This window comes from Mycobacterium sp. SMC-2, assembly GCF_025263485.1.
Taxonomy (GTDB): domain Bacteria; phylum Actinomycetota; class Actinomycetes; order Mycobacteriales; family Mycobacteriaceae; genus Mycobacterium.
On the sequence record NZ_CP079863.1, the window covers coordinates 5,743,643 to 5,760,312 of the forward strand.

Sequence of the window (16,670 nt, forward strand, 5' to 3'; positions counted from 1 at the left end):
GAAAGAAAACACATGCGCCGCAACATTTTCGACGAGGTCCACAACGAATTTCGCGCCACCGCCCGCGCGTTCTTCGAACGTGAATGCGCGCCCTACAGCGAGAAGTGGGAGCGCGAGGGCAAGGTCAGCCGCGAGGCATGGCGGGCCGCCGGTGAGCATGGCTTGATCGGCTGGGCACTCCCGGAGCGCTTCGGCGGCATGGGACTCACGGATTACCGCTTCAACCAGATTCTCTCCGAGGAGATGATGGCCACCGGTTCGGTGGGCATCGGTCTGGGTGTGCAAAACGACATCCTGGTGCCCTATCTCGACGACCTCACCACAGAGGAGCAGAAACAGCGCTGGCTGCCCAAGTTCATCTCCGGTGAGTACATCGGCTCGATCGCGATGTCGGAGCCGGCCGCCGGCTCCGACCTGGCGGGCATCAAGACGACCGCGACGGATGCTGGCGACCACTGGGTGGTCAACGGCCAGAAGACGTTCATCAGCAATGGGCTGCTGTCCAAGCTTGTGCTGACCGCCGTCAAGACCGAGCCGTCGGCGGGCCGCAAAGGCATCAGTCTGCTGATGATCGAGGACGGCATGGAGGGTTTTACCCGCGGCCGCAAGCTCGACAAGATCGGCCAATGGTCGGCCGATACTGCGGAGCTGTTCTTCGACAACGTCCGGGTTCCCAAGGAGAACCTGGTCGGCGAAGTCAACCGCGGCTTCTACCACCTGCTTTCGCACCTCCCGAGTGAGCGGCTGGGCATCGCCTGCTATGGCCTGCCGATGGCCCGGCGCGCGTTGGAGCTGACGAAGGCCTACGCACTCGAGCGCACCGCGTTCGGTCAGCCCGTCGGCAAGTTCCAGGTGAACCGCCACTTCTTGGCCGAGATGCAGACCAAGCTGGACGCCGCGCAGACCTACCTTGACCAGTGTGTCTTGGCGCTGAACGAGGGCGAGCTGACGGCTGAGGACGCCGCGGGCCTGAAGTGGTGGACCACCGAGGTGCAGTGGGAGATCATCGACCGTTGCCTGCAATTGCACGGGGGCTACGGCTACATCAACGAATACGAGGTGGCCCGACTCTGGCGCGATTCCCGGGTGCAGCGCCTCTACGGCGGAACCACCGAGATCATGAAGGATCTGATGGGCCGGTCGATGGGCTACTAGCGCTGGTCAGGTTCCGCACTCGTCGGTTGATCCGGACCAATAGTCAGTTGATTCAGCGAGGTGGAGGGCGATTATGGAGGTCACCAACCTTCGGGAACCGAAGATGGCCGATCGCGTGGCCACCGTGCTGCGCAGGATGTTCATCCGCGGCGAGATCGCCGAGGGCTCGATGTTGCCCCCGGAATCGGAGTTGATGGAGCGGTTCGGGGTGTCGCGCCCCACGCTGCGCGAGGCGTTTCGGGTGCTGGAGTCCGAGTCCTTGATCGAGGTGCATCGGGGCGTGCATGGCGGCGCACGGGTGACGCGTCCACGTCGCGAGACGCTGGCCCGATACGCCGGGCTGATCTTGGAGTACGAGGGCGTGACGTTGAAAGACGTTTATGATGCCCGGGCCAACCTGGAAACACCCATGGTGGTGGCGTTGGCCAATGAGGCCGACCCCGACGCCATCGCCGAGCTCGAGCGGATCGTCGAACACGAATCCCGACTGCAGCCCGGTATCGAGTCGATCGACAAGATGACCGACTTCCACGCCGCTATCGCGCGCTTGTCGGGTAACAAGACGCAGCAGATCGTCAGCGCCATGCTGCATCACATCATCGAAAAGGCCAACCGCTCGTTGCAGCCGACCGAGGGCGCAGCCGCAGAGCAGGCGCTGCGCCGTTCGGCCACGACGCATCGCATGGTCCTGGAACTGATCAAGTCCGGCGAGGCGGACAAGGCCGGTGAGCTCTGGCAACGCCATCTGATGAAGGCAGAGGAGTTTCTGTTCGCCGGATCCAAGTTGTCAACCGTCGTCGACCTTCTCGAATGAACCGCATAACCGAGGAAGAGGTTCAGCGCGACATCGAGACACCCGACACCATCCGGGTGCGGTTCGGAATCGAATTCCTCGAGGCCAATCTCGCCGATGCGGCTATCGCCATGTCGATGCCGATGGCGGGCCTGCGCAACCCCTTTACCGGCGCGCCGGCGGTGGGTTTGCTGGCCATCCTGGTCGACGCCGCCGGCGGCATGTCCAACCATTACCGTCGTGGTACCGATCAGTGGACGGTGACAACGGAACTGACACTGGAGCTCAGCCCAGCCGAATGGGCCGACGTCGAGAAGCCAGTGCTCGCCCGTGCACGCCCGCTGGGCCCCGTCGGGGGCACGACCCTTTCACTGTGCACGCTGAGCTCGGGTGGAACCGTCATCGGCGCCGGCGCGGTTCGTTCGTACTTCATCCCGGCAGAAGGTCGGCGGATCGAACGTCCCGCGGACTCATACCGGGGGTCGACGCGACAGTTGTCGGATCTGATGGCGGTCGATGTTGACAGATGCGGCGACGGCACCTCGGTACTGAGGCAGCGTGTCGACCCCTGCCTGAACAACGAGATCGGCATCGTGCACGGTGGTGTCGCCGCGGCCGGCCTGGAGCTGACCGCTTCGGCGGCAATCAACGCCGACCAACCGGGTGATCCGCTGCGAACCGCGTCGTTACGGGTGAACTTCTTGCGCCCGTTCATCGCCGGCCACAATTCTCGGTACGTCGGAACGCCACTGCGCATCGGCCGCACCTCCGCGGTCAGCGATGCCCGGGCGATCGGCGACGATGACAAGGTGGCGATCACCGCGCGGCTGACCGCCTACCGCTGAGCGGCCAGGCAGGTATCGCCTCGGGCGGCTCAGGCCCGGTCGCGGGAAAGGATCGTCACCGCGGAGACGGCTGTCGGACCGCCGATGTTGTGCGCCAACGCGATTCGCGCACCGTCGACCTGATTCTCGGCCTCCCCACGCAACTGGTTGAACAGCTCGTAGCACTGGGCGACCCCAGTAGCGCCCGGCGGGTGGCCCTTGGCCTTCAGTCCCCCGCTGGGGTTGATCGGGATCGCGCCGCCAACGTAGTTCTCACGTCCCTCGACGATCTTGTACGCCTCGAAGCGCTCAGCGAAGCCGAGGTCTTCGTAGCTGATCAGTTCGACACCGGTGAAGCAATCGTGCACCTCGGCGACATCGATGTCGCGGGGCGTGAGACCGGCCATCTTCAGTGCCGCCTTCGCGGCCCGCACCGTCGGGGGAAAGGTTGTCATGTCGTTCTTGTGCTGGTGCATAACCCGGTCCATGCCGAGGCCGACGCCGCGTACCCACACCGGCCTGTCGGTATAGCGGTCGACGACGTCCTCGGCGGCCAGGATCACCGCGGCGGCGCCGTCGGACTGCGGGGTGCAGTCATAGAGTCCGAACGGCTCGGCCACGATGGGTGCGGCGAGTGCCTGCTCGACGGTGATTTCGTAGCGCAGCTGGGCTTTGGGGTTGTTCAGAGCGTGGAAGTGGTTCTTGACCGCCACCATGGCCATGTGCTCCCGGGTCGCTGGCGACTCGTGCAGATAACGGGTGACGTGCAAGGCGAAGTTGGCTGGTGCGACCAGGCCCAGTGGATAGTCCCACGCGTTGTCGCGGGTCATCGCTGCCCACTCCCAGAACGTCGCGTTCGTCGCCGTCTCGCGGACCTTGTCGGCGCCGAGCACCAGCACGACGTCGTAGAGCCCGGAGGCGATGGCCAGGGTGCCGTTTCGGATAGCGTCATTACCTGTCGCACAGGCATTTTCGACACGGGTGACGGGGATGTCGGTGAGATCGAGGGTGTCGGCGAGGATTCCGGACGGGAATCCATCGGTGGTGGACAGCTCCCCGAACCAGGCGGCCTCGATTTCGGACTTTGTGATGCCCTTGTCGACGTGGGCCACCGCTTCGGCGTAGGCCATGGGCACGAGGTCTTTGATCCCCAGGTCGAAGTGTTCGGCGAACGGGGTCATCCCGGCACCGACGATTGCGACGTTCCTCATGCCCGGGCTCCTTGTTCCGTGTGCCGTTCGGCGCGCCCCGGCCAGAAGGCGTACCCGTAGTCGGGGATGCCCGTGCGGGTCGCGATTCTCCGCAGTACCACAGATCCCGCTTGCCCGATGGTGGCCTCCCCGGCCGGCACACCGGTGACCTTCAGCAGGACGCGAACCGGGCTGTCGTCGAGCTGGACCACCGCCAGCGAGTAGGGGCTGGGCAGGTCGGGGACCGGAATCCGGATCGTGGTATGGGTGTAGACGGTGCCGGTGCGCGGCAGCGGCTCGAGGCGGTAGTGGTCAGACAGTGCGCCGGACTCGTCGACCCGGACCCGTGGCGGGAACTGCGGGGCCGCGTCGATGCCGGGGCGCTCATCGAAAACCGCTGCTTCCCAACGAATTTTCGGCTCGAACGCACGCGCATAGGCCGGTAGCGAGATCGGGATGCCCACTCCGTCGGCGATCCGCGTAGCGGGCAGGTCGCGGGCGGGCACCTCGTCGCGAACGATCCGCGGTGGGGTGTCGGCGAGCGTCAGCTCGCCGACACTGACAGAGGATTGCTCGATGGCGAACAACAGGCCGGCGGTGCGGTTGTCGATCGCGTCGGCCAACAACCGGATGACCGCGGCGGCCGACACCGTTGCATCGTCGCGCGCGGCGGACGTGTCGAAGCCTGCGCCGAGCTGTCCGGCCTTTCCCCCGGCGACCGCGGCCACTACGGGCGAGCCGGCCAGGCCCAGGCGTGCGACCGTGGCTCGCACCCCGACCTCGCGCTGCAGCCGGGGATCAACGTACGCGTGGCGGGAACCGTCATCGGCGCGCGCCAGCATGGGCAGGCTGCGGGTCTGACGAGCCGCGGCGGCCAGCGTGGTGCCGGCCGGGCCGGTCAGCACCCCCGACGCCCCCGCGGCGGCCTCGTTGTCGTCGGCTGCGATCACCAGTGTGTCGTCCGGGGCGCTGACGAGTTGGTCCAGCAGCGCCGGCGCCCCGCCGAGGACCTCGGCCACCGGGGTGTCGGCCGGCAGCGAGAGGCCGGCCAGCAGCACCGCACCGTTGCCGCCCTCCAGCAGCGGGAAGTTGCGCGACACGAGGATCACCCGGTGCGCCGAGGCGTCGGGATCGGCGACCCGGCCAGCCGCCACCGCCATGGTCAGCGCATCCTCGTCGGGCCCTTTGACGCGGCGGTCACCGACCCGCCATGGCGGCAGATAGGTGCCGATCGAGATGACATGGGTCATCGTGCCTCGCTTCGATCCGGCGGGGCGGCCGCATTGGCGCCCCGTTAATAAGCTATATAGTTATAGCATTCCAGGCAAGGTTGAATTGGGTAGAAGGAGACGGCATCGTGGCCGACGGCGGCTCGCGCACCTTGAAGGATCGTGTTGTGGTGATCACCGGGGCCAGCCGGGGTATCGGCCGCGAGATCGCAGTCCGCGCGGCTGCCGATGGGGCCAGTGTGGTCTTACTGGCTAAAACGGAGACCCCGAATCCCAAGATAGCGGGCACCCTGGCCGAAACCGCCGAGGCGGTGCAGGAGGCGGGCGGTCGGGCGCTGCCCCTGATGTGCGACGTGCGCGACGCCGAGGCCGTCGCCGGTGTTGTCGCACAGGCCGCCGAGACCTTCGGCGCCATCGACATCGTGGTGAACAATGCGGGTGCGCTCGATCTGCGTCGCACCCCCGCGCTACCGCTAGAGATGTTCGACCGTCTGCTCGCGGTGAACGTGGAGGGTCCGTTTGCTGTGGTGCAGGCGGCTTTTCCGCATCTGCGAGCCTCGGACAACGCGCACATCGTCAACGTGTCCCCGCCGCTGGACCTGGCGCCGGCATGGGTCGGCGCGCATCTCGGCCACACGGTCGCCAAGTACGCCGAAAGCTTGCTGACCCTGGGCTGGGCCGCGGAATTCGCGTCGATTCCGATTGCCGTCAATTCGTTGTGGCCGGCCACCACCGTCGCCAGCACCGGGATGATGGCGGCGATGGGCGAGGATGTCGTGCGGGCGCAGGCGCGCAGTCCACGCATCATGGCCGACGCGGTGCATGCGCTGGTAACCCGTCCCGCCGCGAACTGCAGCGGTCACTTCTACACCGACGAAGAGGTGTTGCGCGAGGAGGGTATCGAGGATCTGGCCCAGTACCGTCTTGCCGCACGCGAGGAAGACCTGACCCCTAACTTCTACCTGCCGTCGACACCGCGGCCGGCTCTCTAAAGGCCGCGTGCGGGCTGCGGCCTGCACGCGGAACCGCCAGCACGGCAACTTAACCCAATGAAAAGTTCTGTTATCAAGGAGGACTGTTGAACCTACAGCTATTCGACGGCGCGTCGGCCATAGTCAGTGGCGGCGCGGGAGGTTTGGGCGAGGCGACCGTGCGACGTCTGCATAACGACGGCCTGGGCGTGGTGATTGCCGATCTCGCCGACGACAGGGGTAAGGCGCTGGCTGATGAGCTGGGCGACCGCGCGGTGTTCGTCCGCACCGATGTCACCAGCGAGGACAGCATCCTGGCCGCTATCGAGCAGGCTAATCAACTCGGTCAGCTGCGTTACGGGGTCGTGGCACACGGGGGTTTTGGAGTCGCGCAGCGAATCGTCCAAAGGGATGGCAGCCCAGCGGATTTCGGTGGCTTCACCAAGACGATCGACCTCTACCTCAACGGTACCTACAACATCGCTCGTCTGGTCGCTGCCTCGGTCGCGACGGCCGAACCGCGTGCGGACGGAGAGCGTGGCGCGCTGGTGCTGACGGCGTCGATCGCCGGCTACGAAGGCCAGATCGGGCAGACCGCTTACGCCGCGGCCAAGGCCGGTGTCATCGGGCTAACGCTGGCCGCGGCCCGTGATCTTGGTTCAGTGGGTATCCGGGTCAACACCATTGCCCCGGGAACGATGAAGACGCCGATCATGGAGTCGGTCGGTGAGGAGGCGATCGCCAAGTTCGCTTCCAATGTGCCCTTCCCCAGGCGACTAGGTGCTCCCAGCGAATATGCCGACGCGGCGGTGTTCCTGCTCACCAACGGCTATGTCAACGGCGAGGTGCTGCGCCTCGACGGCGCCCAGCGTTTCCAACCGAAGTAGATACCGGCACACGCAGCCAGGTCGGCGAACGAGCGCCGACCTGGCTGCGCTGCAGTGCATTCGGTTGCGCTGGCCCGGTGTCGACTCCTACAGACGGCCGGCGACGCGCAGGTCGGGAGGCACCCAATTGGGTGACCGCTTCTCTTTGAACGCACAGAACCCTTCCCGCGCTTCCTCACCGGCCAGGCTGGTCTGCATCCCGATGCGGTCGAAGAGTCCCATGTACTCGTCCAGGCTTGCCTTGATCACGCTGCGCGCGCGCGGTGCAGTACGACAGCACTGGGCCAGTAGGTCGTGGGCGACCTGCAGCACGTCGTCATGGGGAACCACACGAGTGACGATTCCCCAGTCGAGCGCCTCCTGGGCGGTCAGTGTCCGCCCAGTCAGCATCAGGTCCCGAGTCCGGACGGGCCCGATGATGCGCGCCAACATCTGGCTGTAGTAAGTGTCGGCGATACCGCGGAACAGCTCGGGTACCCGGAACGTCGCGCGCTCGCTGACCACGGCCACGTCGCTGCACATCGCGATCTGCAGACCGCCCCCCTGACACAGGCCGTTGACCGCTGCCACAACCGGTTTCGACGACGTGCGAAGACTGTCAAACGGCGTCACATCCATGCCCAGGTTCGCCGCGAAGTCCATCCAATCATCCACGCCGCCCTGACCCAAGTCACCCCCAGGCGCGAACACATCACCGGTCCCGGTGATGATCAGACCAGCCAGCCCGGGATCAGCGTTGACTCTGCTGACGGCATACCGGATCCCGAAGTACATCGCCGGAGTCATGGCGTTGCGGGCTTGCGGCCGGTCCAGGGTGCATACGGCAACTGGTCCTTCCCGCTTGAACGAGAGATACGGAGTCCCGAGCCAATCCCCGTGCGGCGGACGCGGAGCGGCGGTATCACTGTTGTCCGGCATGTCGATCTCCTATCACTGCAGTGGCAAGGTCACCCCAAGGAAATAACAAAATAGTTGTATGATTCAACCCGCCGGGGGTAACATCCCCCAGGTAGATCTGAGCCGGCTGATCACAGAACCGCACCCTCGAGCCGCGTACCTCGATCACCAGCAGGCGACAAGAGGAGCAGGTCATGGCCGTACTCGATGGCCGGGTCGTTTTCATCACGGGTGCCGCACGGGGACAGGGCCGCTCGCACGCGGTCATGTGCGCCGAACAAGGCGCGAACATCGTCGGGGTGGACATCTGCCGTGACCTTGACGCGGTGCCCTACACGTTGGGAACTGCCGACGAGCTTGACGAGACAGCACACCTGGTCGAAAAGACCGGCCAGACTATGCTAGTCGGGACAACGGACGTGCGCGATAAGGAAGCGCTACAGCAAGCCTTCGACGCCGGGGTGGCCCGTTTCGGCCACATCGATACGGTGATCGCCAATGCCGGTGTGATCCTGACCAACCCAGACGAGCGTGACGCTGCCGAATCGCTGCGGCTCGGAATCGACATCATGTTGATCGGTGTCTGGAACACCTTCCAGGTGGCGATCCCCCATCTCCGGGCACGCGGCCTTGGCGGCAATCTCGTGGCGACCAGCTCGACGGCGGCTCTGCTGGACCTCACCGACGGCCGTGGCGGCTCAGACGCCTACCTGATGTCCAAGCTGGCGATCACCGGCCTGGTGCGTGCCTACGCCAAACTCCTTGCACCCGAAGGCATCCGCGTCAACGCGGTGGCACCAACCGACTGCGCAACACCGATGATCACCGAAAACCCGGCACTGTTCAAGATGATCGAAGACAACCCCCACCTTGCCAATGAGATGCAGACAGCCCTATCAGACCTGCCGATGATCGAACCGCGCGACGTCAGCAACGCGATCCTGTCCTTGATCTCGGACGCGGGGCGCTGGTTCACTGGCAGCGTGCTGAAGGTCCACGCCGGCATGGACGTCCGCCGCTAGCGCAGCCCCCGTATCTGATGCCGAACTCGCATGGTCAGAGAGCGCGTACTCGATTGCGGCGCAGTCGACTAACTTCGACCCCAGCCCTAGCAACTCCAAATACACCTGAGGATCTCAATGTCACCATCGCCGCTCACGCCTGACGATCCCGCGACTGTCGCAGTAGTGTGCATCGAATGCCAGCAAGGCGTTCTCGGACCACAGTCGGTCTTGCCGGCTTTGGCGGCCGACATCGGCGGACTCGTTCCGGCTCTGGGCCGACTGCTCGACGCCGCCCGCGGCGCAGGCGTGCACGTCGTTCACGCCACCTACGTAGGCCCGTTGCCGGGAAGCTCCCCCACCGGGACCGCGCGGATATGGCGGGCATTGGGACCGGCCACCTCTGGGTGGACGCCCGATAGCCCAGAGTCACACGTCATTCCCGAATTGCTGGCAGCAAGCGATTTCGTGCTGCCCCGCCACCACGGTCTGTTTCCCACCCTGGGCACCGAACTGCTACCCCTGCTGCGGGATCTCGGTGTCGGTACGATCGTCCTGACCGGTGTATCGCTCAATTTGGCGTTACCCATCACCGCGGGGCATGCCAGCCAGGCCGGATTCAACCTCGTCGTCCCGCGTGATGCTGTCGGCGGAACCCCGACCGGCTACGCCGAACAGGTACTGGAGAACACTATCAGCCTGCTGGCACGGCTTACGACGGTCAACGACCTCGTCGCGGAGTGGGCCCGCCACTAGCCGGCCGCGACATCCCTCGGCGGCCGCGCGGTGTCGCTGTGACGCTTCAGGCTTTTCAGTCGTGGTCAGGCTGGCCCGCGAGCAGATCGCGCATCTGCGAGTAGACGATCTTCGCTGATCGGGCGGGCATGAGCCGGGAGAGTTTGTCCAGTAGGACCGAATCGGCACCGATGAACACGTGGTAGGAACACTTTTCGATGCCGCGGACGATCTTGGCCGCCGCGACCGGCGATGGGGTCATCCTCATCGTTGCCGCCGTCGCCGCGTTCTCCGCCGCCGTCATCGCACCCGAATTGACCGCAATGCTGGTGGCGATGGCTCCCGGGAAGACCACGCTGACGCCAACGTTGGTGTCGCGCAGTTCGGAGTTGAGTCCTTCCATCAGTAGCTTCACTGCGGCCTTCGAGGCGCCGTAGATCGTTTGCCCCGGTACCGGCACGAATGAACCCATGCTCGACACCGCCGTGATGTGAGCCTCGGGACGCTTTAACAACACAGGCAAGAATGCCTTCGTCATGTTCAGAATGCCGTAGAAGTTGATGTCCATGATCCGTTCGATCTCGGTGAACTCCAGGTCGTTGACGCGCGCAAAGCGATGGATGACGCCGGCGACGTTGACGAGACCGTCGACGACGCCGTGCTCCTGGGCCACGGAATCGGGCAGCGACGACACCGCCATCCGATCGGTGACATCCAGGATGTGGGTGGAGATCCGGTCAGAGTGATTGCGGCCGAGCGCGGCCGTCTCCTGCAGCGCAGTTGCGTTGTTGTCGACGGCGGCGACTCGTGCGCCCTTGTCTGCCAACGCGAAGACCACATCGCGACCAATGCCGCTCCCGGCCCCGGTCACGACAAATACCTTGCCCTTGATGATCAAATCCCGGCCACCTCACGACGTTTGGCCTTGGCGCACCTCGTCTGGTGATGTACGCGCGATCACTGCATCATACGGAATTGTGCCCCTGCGCCAGTGCTGATTTCGAGTGGCCCGAGACTCGGGTATCGGTCGAGACGTCGGGCGCGACGGGAAGTTGACGACACTGCGAGTAAGCGGCTACCCGGTTGTGAGACTCAAGAAGCCGGTGCGCAGCGGGTCGGTCCGCAACCGTCGCCGCGGGATGGGGGCGATGGACGCCCGTTGTGGTCCTGGCGATCACCGGTACTATGCTCACGTAGCTTACTAGGTTAGTCAGCGCCGATGGATTGAGAACCGAGAAGATTGAAGTGGGGATTGCCCTGGCCGGGCCCGCAGCGTGCCGCTGAGGCGGAGACCGCCGGAGCCGGCGCATTCTGCGCGGGTGAATTCAGCGACCTCAACGCCTACGTCACTTCGGCCGAAATGGCGCTGGCGACAACTGAGGCGGTGGTCGGTCCCGGTATCGCCTACGCGTTCGCCCGCTCACCGTTTGTGCACGCCTCCGCCGTCCGCCATCTGTCCAAAATCGCCCCCGGAAGGGTGTTCTTGGGCCTCGGCTCGGGAACATCGCGGATGAACCGGGATTGGTTCGGTGTACAGGCCGACCACCCAGCACCTCGGATGGCCGAACTCGTCGAGGTGATCCGGGCATTCCTGGAGGCCGAGAACGGCGAGACGATCCACTACTGCGGCCAGTACTACAACATCGAGGCCGACATCCGCGCGCCGGTCCTCGGCCGGCTCGACGTGCCAATCCTGATCGGGGCCTTCAACAAGATCATGTTGCGCACCGCGGGCCGCACCGCCGACGGCGTGCTCGGTCACGGCATCTTCACCGACCGCTGGTGGGACGAAGTCGTCGACCCTGAGCTTGCCCGCGGTGCGGCGTCGTCGGGGCGGGACGCCGCCGCCCTGCAGCGATGGGGCTGGCTGATAACCGCGATCGACGACAGCGACCCGCAGCGGGCCACCCGCGAAGCCCGGCTGCAGATCGCGTTTTATCTCACCGTCCGCACCTACGACTCGCTGGTCGAATTGCACGGATGGCACGACCAGGTCGCCGCGATCCGCGGCGCGTTCCGCAGCGGCCGTCCGGACACGATCGCCGAGCACGTCACCGATGACATGCTCTGGGCGATCGCGGTCTGCGGCGACACCGGCCAGGCCCGCGAGATGCTGAAGTCCCGCACCGCGTTGCCCGACACCGCTTTCCTGTCGCCACCGAGTTTTCTGGTCGGCCGCCGGCGGCGATCTGACTACGACGCTGCCGCGGTTCGCTTCGCCGCCGCGAACGTCGGGTAGCTACGGTCGCCAGGACCGGTAACCGATGCCGAGCGGTGCAGCACGACGAACAAATCCCTCGGTCTCGACGTGTACCTCGTCCGTCATTGCCCATTTTTCTGGCAGTTAACTGCCATTGCACGTGAAACGTTATCTTCTATAGTTGGTTAGGCCGCTGCTGGTCTATTGACGTATGACATGCGACTGTCATACTTTGAGCGCGACAGTCCTGATGGGATCCGGACCGACATTTCGCAGTGCTGCGGTAACACCGCAGCCGGTGTGCTGGTTCACCCAGCGGTGCCTGGTGAATCCGGTGTTGGGTGCGGAGAAAGTGAGAGCAGAAATATGGGTCGACTGGACGATCGGGTCGCGTTCATCACCGGAGCCGCGCGGGGTCAGGGTCGCGCACATGCCGTACGGCTGGCCGGCGACGGTTGCGACATCATCGCGCTGGACATCTGTGCCGACATCGACACGATCGACTACCCGAACGCTCGGCCGTCGGATCTGGAGGAGACAGTCAAACTCGTCGAGAACACCGGCCGCAGGATCGTCGCTCATCAGGGCGACGTGCGCGATCATGATGCCGTCAATGCCGTTATCGCCGCCGGACTCGCGGAATTCGGTCGCCTTGACATCGTGATCGCCAATGCCGGCATCATCCGCCTAACGTCGGGGGGAGACGACCGCCAGGTGTTCCGGGACGTCATCGATGTCGACCTGATCGGCGCGTGGAACACGGTGCACGCGGCGATTCCGGCGCTAATCGACGGTGGCCGTGGGGGTTCCATCGTCATCACCAGTTCCAGTGCCGGCCTAAAAGGCACCGGAACGGACGTGACCGGCGCGCTTGCCTATACCGCCGCAAAACGTGGCCTTGTCGGCATGATGCAGGTGTGGGCAAACGACCTGGGCAAGCATTCCATCCGCGTCAACACCATTCACCCCACCGGCGTGGCCACCGGGATGGTGATGAACGAGACGATGCAGAAGATGTTCGAGTCTGGCGATCCCGGTCTGGCCGCCATGCAGAACGTGCTGCCCATTCCGGTGCTTGCGCCCGAGGACATCGCAAATGCGGTGGCATTCCTGGTCTCCGATGAGGCCAAGTTCATTACGGGTACAGCCTGGCCACTCGATGCCGGTTTCGCCGTGCGCTGAGGCCGACACGCGGTCCGGTCCGCTCGGCCTGACCGCGCCCGCCGATCGGCTAACCGTCGCTGACCTCGGTACGGATGCGCTTCTTGTCAATCTTGCCGCTAGGTAGCACGGGCAGTTCGTCGACGATGACGAGCCGGCGCGGCACCTTGTAGGACGCCAGGTTCTCGCGGACGACTTCCTGGGCCCGGACGAGGCTGAGCCCAGCGCCGGGCCGGAGCACGACGACAGCGGTGACCGCTTCTCCCCAGCGCGGATCCGGCGTTCCGACCACGGCGCAGCTCACCACCTCGTCGAGGCCAGACAATACGTCCTCGACCTCGGGCGAGTAGACGTTCTCACCGCCGGTGATGATGACATCCTTTTTCCGGTCAACCAAGTACAGCAGTCCGTGCTCGTCGAACCGTCCGATATCACCGGTGTGGCACCACCCGTCCCGCAGCGTCGCGAGGGTGGCCGGTTGATCATTCCAGTAACCACGAAACACCGTATCGGCCCGCACGACGATTTCCCCGGGCTCACCCTGCGTCACGTCGGATCCGTCCTCACCGAGGATGCGCACCGAGATACCCGGAAACGGAAACCCGACCGATCCCAACCGGCGTACGCCTGCCGGCGTGTCCGGCGAATGTAATTCACGCGGCAGACTCGACACGATGCATTCGGTTTGGCCGTAGAGGTTGAGAAATCCGGCGTCTGGCATGGTCTGTATCGCTTGACGCAGCGTTGGCGCAGGCATCGGCGCGGCCGAATAGAGCACCGTGCGCACGTTTTCGAGTCCGGCCTGGGCGCCGCGTTCGTCCAACAGCGTCTGCAGCATGACCGGGGCCAGGTGCAGCAGGGTGATGCGTTCGGTCTTGGCCAACCCGATCGCTTCACGCGGATCAAACTGCCGTTGCAGCACCACCGATCCCCCGCGGGCGTGCAGCGCACCGATGATCGCGATCGCGCCGAAGTGAAACATCGGCATGTTGATGAGCGCGCGGTCGTCGCAGCCGGTGCGCATCTCAGCGTTGGCCGCGAAGGCGATTCGGCACAGCTCCTTCTGCCCGAGCATGCAACACTTCGACGGTCCGGTGGTCCCACTGGTGAAAAGCAGGCACGCGATGTCGTCGGGCCCCGCCACCAACGGCGGATCCGATGCGACACCTTGGGCGATGAAATCCTCGTACCCCACCATTCCCGACGCGGGCTGCCCACCGATGGAAACGACCTGGCGAAGTCCGCTCAATTGGGCAGCGCAGTCGTTGACAAGCGGGGCGAATTCCTCATCGCAGAACACGATCGACGGCGTCACCCGGCGCAGGGCATCGAGTACTTCTGACTTGGAGAACCGAAAGCTGACCGTTGCCAGCGTGATACCGCTGAGCTGAGTCGCGGCCAGCAACTCGCCGAATTCGATACTGTTGCGTCCAAGCACGGCAATCCGGTCCTGGCGTCGAACACCAAGGTCCACCATCGCCGATATCAGTTGAAGACTTCGTTGGCGTAACTCGCGGTGGGTGACCGCACGCGAGCCGAGCCGGTAGGCGGCAACATCGGGGAACCGCTCGGCGTTGTCGGCGACGATGTCGCCCATCGTCATCCCCGCCTCAGCTACGAGACGACGCGGTCTCACCCGTGGGGTTGCAGGCCGGGCGGGACTGGTGCCCGCGGGAATGTTGTGCGCTGTGCGGTGATCCCGCGCACCCGGTTCGCTATCGCCGTGTTGTTGGTCCACAGTTCCTACTGCCGTGAGATATATCGCGTGCGAGCACATCGGATGGAGGTCGGCACATTCGGCGGAATGCAGCTGGCGTTTGCGCCATGTTGCTTGTAGCGTGCTGGCTGCTCGACGGTTTCCCGACCCCCGCGTCGCCGCAAGTCGCGGTGTGAATCCGAGGACCCTGAAGGGAGCTGGAAGTGGTTGACATCACCGCTGATTCGCAACACACCGACATGGTGAGGCGGCTGTTGAGCCACTTCTCGGCGGGCGACTTCGACCAAGCCATCGCCCTGTTCTGCGAGGACATCGAAGTGCGGCTGCCATTCCAGGATGAACGCACCGGGTTTTGGTCACATGCCGGTGGTAAAGACAAGGTTCGGCAGCTTTTCGCCGGGGTGGGCGGTCTGTTCGACCCCCATCCGCTGTACATCGACGAACTCCTTTCGGCAACAGACGGCAAGACCGTGATCGCCAGATATCACGGCGATTTCGTGGCGCGGAAGACCGGGAAGCCGTACCGGAACTCTTACATCGCCGTGTTCGAATTCGATGATGGCATGATCCGGTCGTGGACTGAGTTCCACAATCCCATTGTGCTGGCTGAGGCGTTGCGCCCCTAGGGGGGTGGTGCTACGTCGCACGTGTCTCGCGCGGCAGCCCGAGAATGCGCTCCGCGATGATGTTGCGCTGGATCTCTGAAGTTCCGGCATAGATGGTGCCCGCCATCGCATTGCACAGGTGAACAGATAGCCACGAGCTGGAATCGTTAGGCGCACCGGCGTCGTCGGCGCGGTAGAAGCGCATCGGAATGTCACCCTCCCAATACAGAGCGTCACGGCCGAGTATGTCGACCGCCAACCGCGTCGTGGTCTGGTGGTATTCGCTCCAATACAGTTTCGATACCGATGCCTCGGGGCCCAGGGTTCCGTCGCGCATGTAGGAGGCAAGGATCTTGTCCCCCATCGCCTTCATCACCGCAACCCCGAGATAGGCGCGCCCGAGGCGCTCGCGGGTACCGGGCTGTTGGTCGGCGCCGCGCTGCTTGGCCATCTCAAATACCCGCCCCAGCTCGTGGGCGAACAGGATCGGGTTGACCGCCGCTTCCTCGCCCCGCTCGTGGCTCAGGAGGGAATTGGCCACCCGCCAACCGTCGTTGACTTCGCCCACAACCAGATCCGCCGCGGTGCGCGCGTCGTTGAAGAAGACCTCGCAGAACTCCTTGGCGCCGTTGAGCATGGTGATCGGTCGAACATCGACACCCGGCTGATCCATCGGCATGAGCAACATGGAGATGCCTTTGGTCTTCGGCGCATCCGGCTGGGTGCGCGCCAGCAGGAACATCCAGTTTGCATTGCTCGCGTTTGACGTCCAGATCTTCTGGCCATCGATGTGCCATTCGTCCCCGTCCAGCGTGGCGCGGGTGCGCAGGCTGGCGAGATCCGAACCCGCCTCGGGCTCGGAGTACCCTTGGCACCACACATCCTCGCCGCTGATGATTCGTGGCAGGAAGCGGGACTTCTGATCGTGAGTTCCCCACGCGGCCAGCGTGTTTCCGATGAGCTTGACCGACACGGTATCCCCCGGCGTCCCGACAGGGACCCCTGCCCGGGAGAACTCCTCGACAACCACGAGGTGGTCGATTTTGGTCAGGCCGCGCCCGCCGTATTCGACCGGCCAGGTGACGCCGATCAGTCTGGCTTGCCCGATGAGCCGCCGCCAGCGGCTGACGAACTCGCGCCGCTGCGGTGCCGGGAGGGCGCCGACCCCGGCCCAATCCGCTGGCAGGTTGTCGTGGAGAAAGGCGCGGACCTCATTACGGAAGCCAGCGGTTTCGCCCGGCCGTTCCTGAGTCATCGATACCCCAAAGCATCCCGTCCAATAATCATCTATACATTAGACTATAT

The 16,670-nt window shown here is 64.7% G+C and carries 16 protein-coding genes; 10 read left to right on the plus strand and 6 right to left on the minus strand.

Annotated elements, in window-relative coordinates:
- The first annotated feature begins 12 nt into the window (after positions 1–12).
- The 3 genes from KXD96_RS26975 (at position 13) to KXD96_RS26985 (ending at position 2,793) form a co-directional block, all read left to right on the plus strand.
- Positions 13–1,155: an acyl-CoA dehydrogenase family protein gene (locus KXD96_RS26975; RefSeq protein ID WP_225601085.1), complete on the plus strand. Its 1,143-nt coding sequence runs from the start codon at positions 13–15 to the stop codon at positions 1,153–1,155.
- A gap of 73 nt (positions 1,156–1,228) precedes the next feature.
- Entirely contained in the window at positions 1,229–1,969 is a 741-nt protein-coding gene (locus KXD96_RS26980; protein WP_225601086.1) for a FadR/GntR family transcriptional regulator, read from the plus strand.
- Positions 1,966–2,793: a PaaI family thioesterase gene (locus KXD96_RS26985; protein ID WP_225601087.1), complete on the plus strand. Its 828-nt coding sequence runs from the start codon at positions 1,966–1,968 to the stop codon at positions 2,791–2,793. The genes KXD96_RS26980 and KXD96_RS26985 overlap by 4 nt, the downstream gene beginning before the upstream one ends.
- A gap of 29 nt (positions 2,794–2,822) precedes the next feature.
- On the opposite strand, the gene KXD96_RS26990 is transcribed toward KXD96_RS26985, so the two are convergent.
- Positions 2,823–3,983, minus strand: coding sequence for a thiolase C-terminal domain-containing protein (locus tag KXD96_RS26990; protein ID WP_225601088.1), 1,161 nt, complete (start codon positions 3,981–3,983; stop codon positions 2,823–2,825).
- Entirely contained in the window at positions 3,980–5,212 is a 1,233-nt protein-coding gene (locus tag KXD96_RS26995) for a Zn-ribbon domain-containing OB-fold protein (protein WP_225601089.1), read from the minus strand. Before KXD96_RS26995 ends, KXD96_RS26990 begins: the two co-directional genes overlap by 4 nt.
- Positions 5,213–5,319: 107 nt before the next feature.
- Here KXD96_RS26995 and KXD96_RS27000 point away from each other — a divergent pair, with 107 nt between their 5' ends.
- Entirely contained in the window at positions 5,320–6,183 is an 864-nt protein-coding gene (locus KXD96_RS27000) for an SDR family oxidoreductase (RefSeq protein ID WP_225601090.1), read from the plus strand.
- An 86-nt stretch (positions 6,184–6,269) separates the two neighbouring features.
- Positions 6,270–7,049: an SDR family oxidoreductase gene (locus KXD96_RS27005; protein ID WP_225601091.1), complete on the plus strand. Its 780-nt coding sequence runs from the start codon at positions 6,270–6,272 to the stop codon at positions 7,047–7,049.
- Between the two features lie 87 nt (positions 7,050–7,136).
- On the opposite strand, the gene KXD96_RS27010 is transcribed toward KXD96_RS27005, so the two are convergent.
- A complete protein-coding gene (locus tag KXD96_RS27010; protein WP_225601092.1) occupies positions 7,137–7,967 on the minus strand; it encodes an enoyl-CoA hydratase/isomerase family protein in 831 nt (276 codons plus the stop codon).
- 173 nt (positions 7,968–8,140) lie between these two features.
- Between KXD96_RS27010 and KXD96_RS27015 the strand changes: the two genes are divergently transcribed.
- Together KXD96_RS27015 and KXD96_RS27020 are read left to right on the plus strand one after the other, a co-directional pair.
- On the plus strand, positions 8,141–8,968 hold the full coding sequence (locus KXD96_RS27015) for a mycofactocin-coupled SDR family oxidoreductase (RefSeq protein WP_225601093.1): 828 nt from the start codon (positions 8,141–8,143) through the stop codon (positions 8,966–8,968).
- Between the two features lie 165 nt (positions 8,969–9,133).
- On the plus strand, positions 9,134–9,703 hold the full coding sequence (locus KXD96_RS27020; RefSeq protein ID WP_313901601.1) for an isochorismatase family protein: 570 nt from the start codon (positions 9,134–9,136) through the stop codon (positions 9,701–9,703).
- Between the two features lie 55 nt (positions 9,704–9,758).
- Here the strand turns inward: KXD96_RS27020 and KXD96_RS27025 are convergent, their stop codons facing one another.
- The gene (locus KXD96_RS27025) at positions 9,759–10,580 is read right to left on the minus strand and encodes an SDR family oxidoreductase (protein ID WP_225601095.1); all 822 of its coding nucleotides are present in this window, start codon (positions 10,578–10,580) and stop codon (positions 9,759–9,761) included.
- A gap of 342 nt (positions 10,581–10,922) precedes the next feature.
- On the opposite strand from KXD96_RS27025, the gene KXD96_RS27030 reads away from it, so the two are divergent.
- Positions 10,923–11,921 (plus strand): LLM class flavin-dependent oxidoreductase, encoded by a 999-nt coding sequence (locus tag KXD96_RS27030; protein ID WP_225601096.1) that lies wholly within the window; start codon positions 10,923–10,925, stop codon positions 11,919–11,921.
- A 327-nt stretch (positions 11,922–12,248) separates the two neighbouring features.
- Complete coding sequence (locus KXD96_RS27035) at positions 12,249–13,064, plus strand: mycofactocin-coupled SDR family oxidoreductase (protein ID WP_225601097.1); 816 nt, start codon at positions 12,249–12,251, stop codon at positions 13,062–13,064.
- A gap of 49 nt (positions 13,065–13,113) precedes the next feature.
- Here the strand turns inward: KXD96_RS27035 and KXD96_RS27040 are convergent, their stop codons facing one another.
- Positions 13,114–14,646: a class I adenylate-forming enzyme family protein gene (locus tag KXD96_RS27040; RefSeq protein ID WP_225601098.1), complete on the minus strand. Its 1,533-nt coding sequence runs from the start codon at positions 14,644–14,646 to the stop codon at positions 13,114–13,116.
- Between the two features lie 317 nt (positions 14,647–14,963).
- Between KXD96_RS27040 and KXD96_RS27045 the strand changes: the two genes are divergently transcribed.
- The gene (locus tag KXD96_RS27045) at positions 14,964–15,386 is read left to right on the plus strand and encodes a nuclear transport factor 2 family protein (RefSeq protein ID WP_225601099.1); all 423 of its coding nucleotides are present in this window, start codon (positions 14,964–14,966) and stop codon (positions 15,384–15,386) included.
- Positions 15,387–15,396: 10 nt separating this feature from the next.
- Here the strand turns inward: KXD96_RS27045 and KXD96_RS27050 are convergent, their stop codons facing one another.
- Positions 15,397–16,620, minus strand: coding sequence for an acyl-CoA dehydrogenase family protein (locus tag KXD96_RS27050; RefSeq protein ID WP_225601100.1), 1,224 nt, complete (start codon positions 16,618–16,620; stop codon positions 15,397–15,399).
- Positions 16,621–16,670: the final 50 nt, after the last annotated feature.

What these genes read in the sequence shown, in the direction of transcription:
- KXD96_RS26980 (WP_225601086.1), top strand. Translation starts at nt 1,229, where the DNA reads ATGGAGGTCACCAACCTTCGGGAACCGAAGATGGCCGATCGCGTGGCC.
- KXD96_RS26990 (WP_225601088.1), bottom strand. Translation starts at nt 3,983, where the DNA reads ATGAGGAACGTCGCAATCGTCGGTGCCGGGATGACCCCGTTCGCCGAA.
- KXD96_RS27050 (WP_225601100.1), bottom strand. Translation starts at nt 16,620, where the DNA reads ATGACTCAGGAACGGCCGGGCGAAACCGCTGGCTTCCGTAATGAGGTC.
- KXD96_RS26985 (WP_225601087.1), top strand. Translation starts at nt 1,966, where the DNA reads ATGAACCGCATAACCGAGGAAGAGGTTCAGCGCGACATCGAGACACCC.
- KXD96_RS27040 (WP_225601098.1), bottom strand. Translation starts at nt 14,646, where the DNA reads ATGACGATGGGCGACATCGTCGCCGACAACGCCGAGCGGTTCCCCGAT.
- KXD96_RS26975 (WP_225601085.1), top strand. Translation starts at nt 13, where the DNA reads ATGCGCCGCAACATTTTCGACGAGGTCCACAACGAATTTCGCGCCACC.
- KXD96_RS27035 (WP_225601097.1), top strand. Translation starts at nt 12,249, where the DNA reads ATGGGTCGACTGGACGATCGGGTCGCGTTCATCACCGGAGCCGCGCGG.
- KXD96_RS27015 (WP_225601093.1), top strand. Translation starts at nt 8,141, where the DNA reads ATGGCCGTACTCGATGGCCGGGTCGTTTTCATCACGGGTGCCGCACGG.
- KXD96_RS26995 (WP_225601089.1), bottom strand. Translation starts at nt 5,212, where the DNA reads ATGACCCATGTCATCTCGATCGGCACCTATCTGCCGCCATGGCGGGTC.
- KXD96_RS27010 (WP_225601092.1), bottom strand. Translation starts at nt 7,967, where the DNA reads ATGCCGGACAACAGTGATACCGCCGCTCCGCGTCCGCCGCACGGGGAT.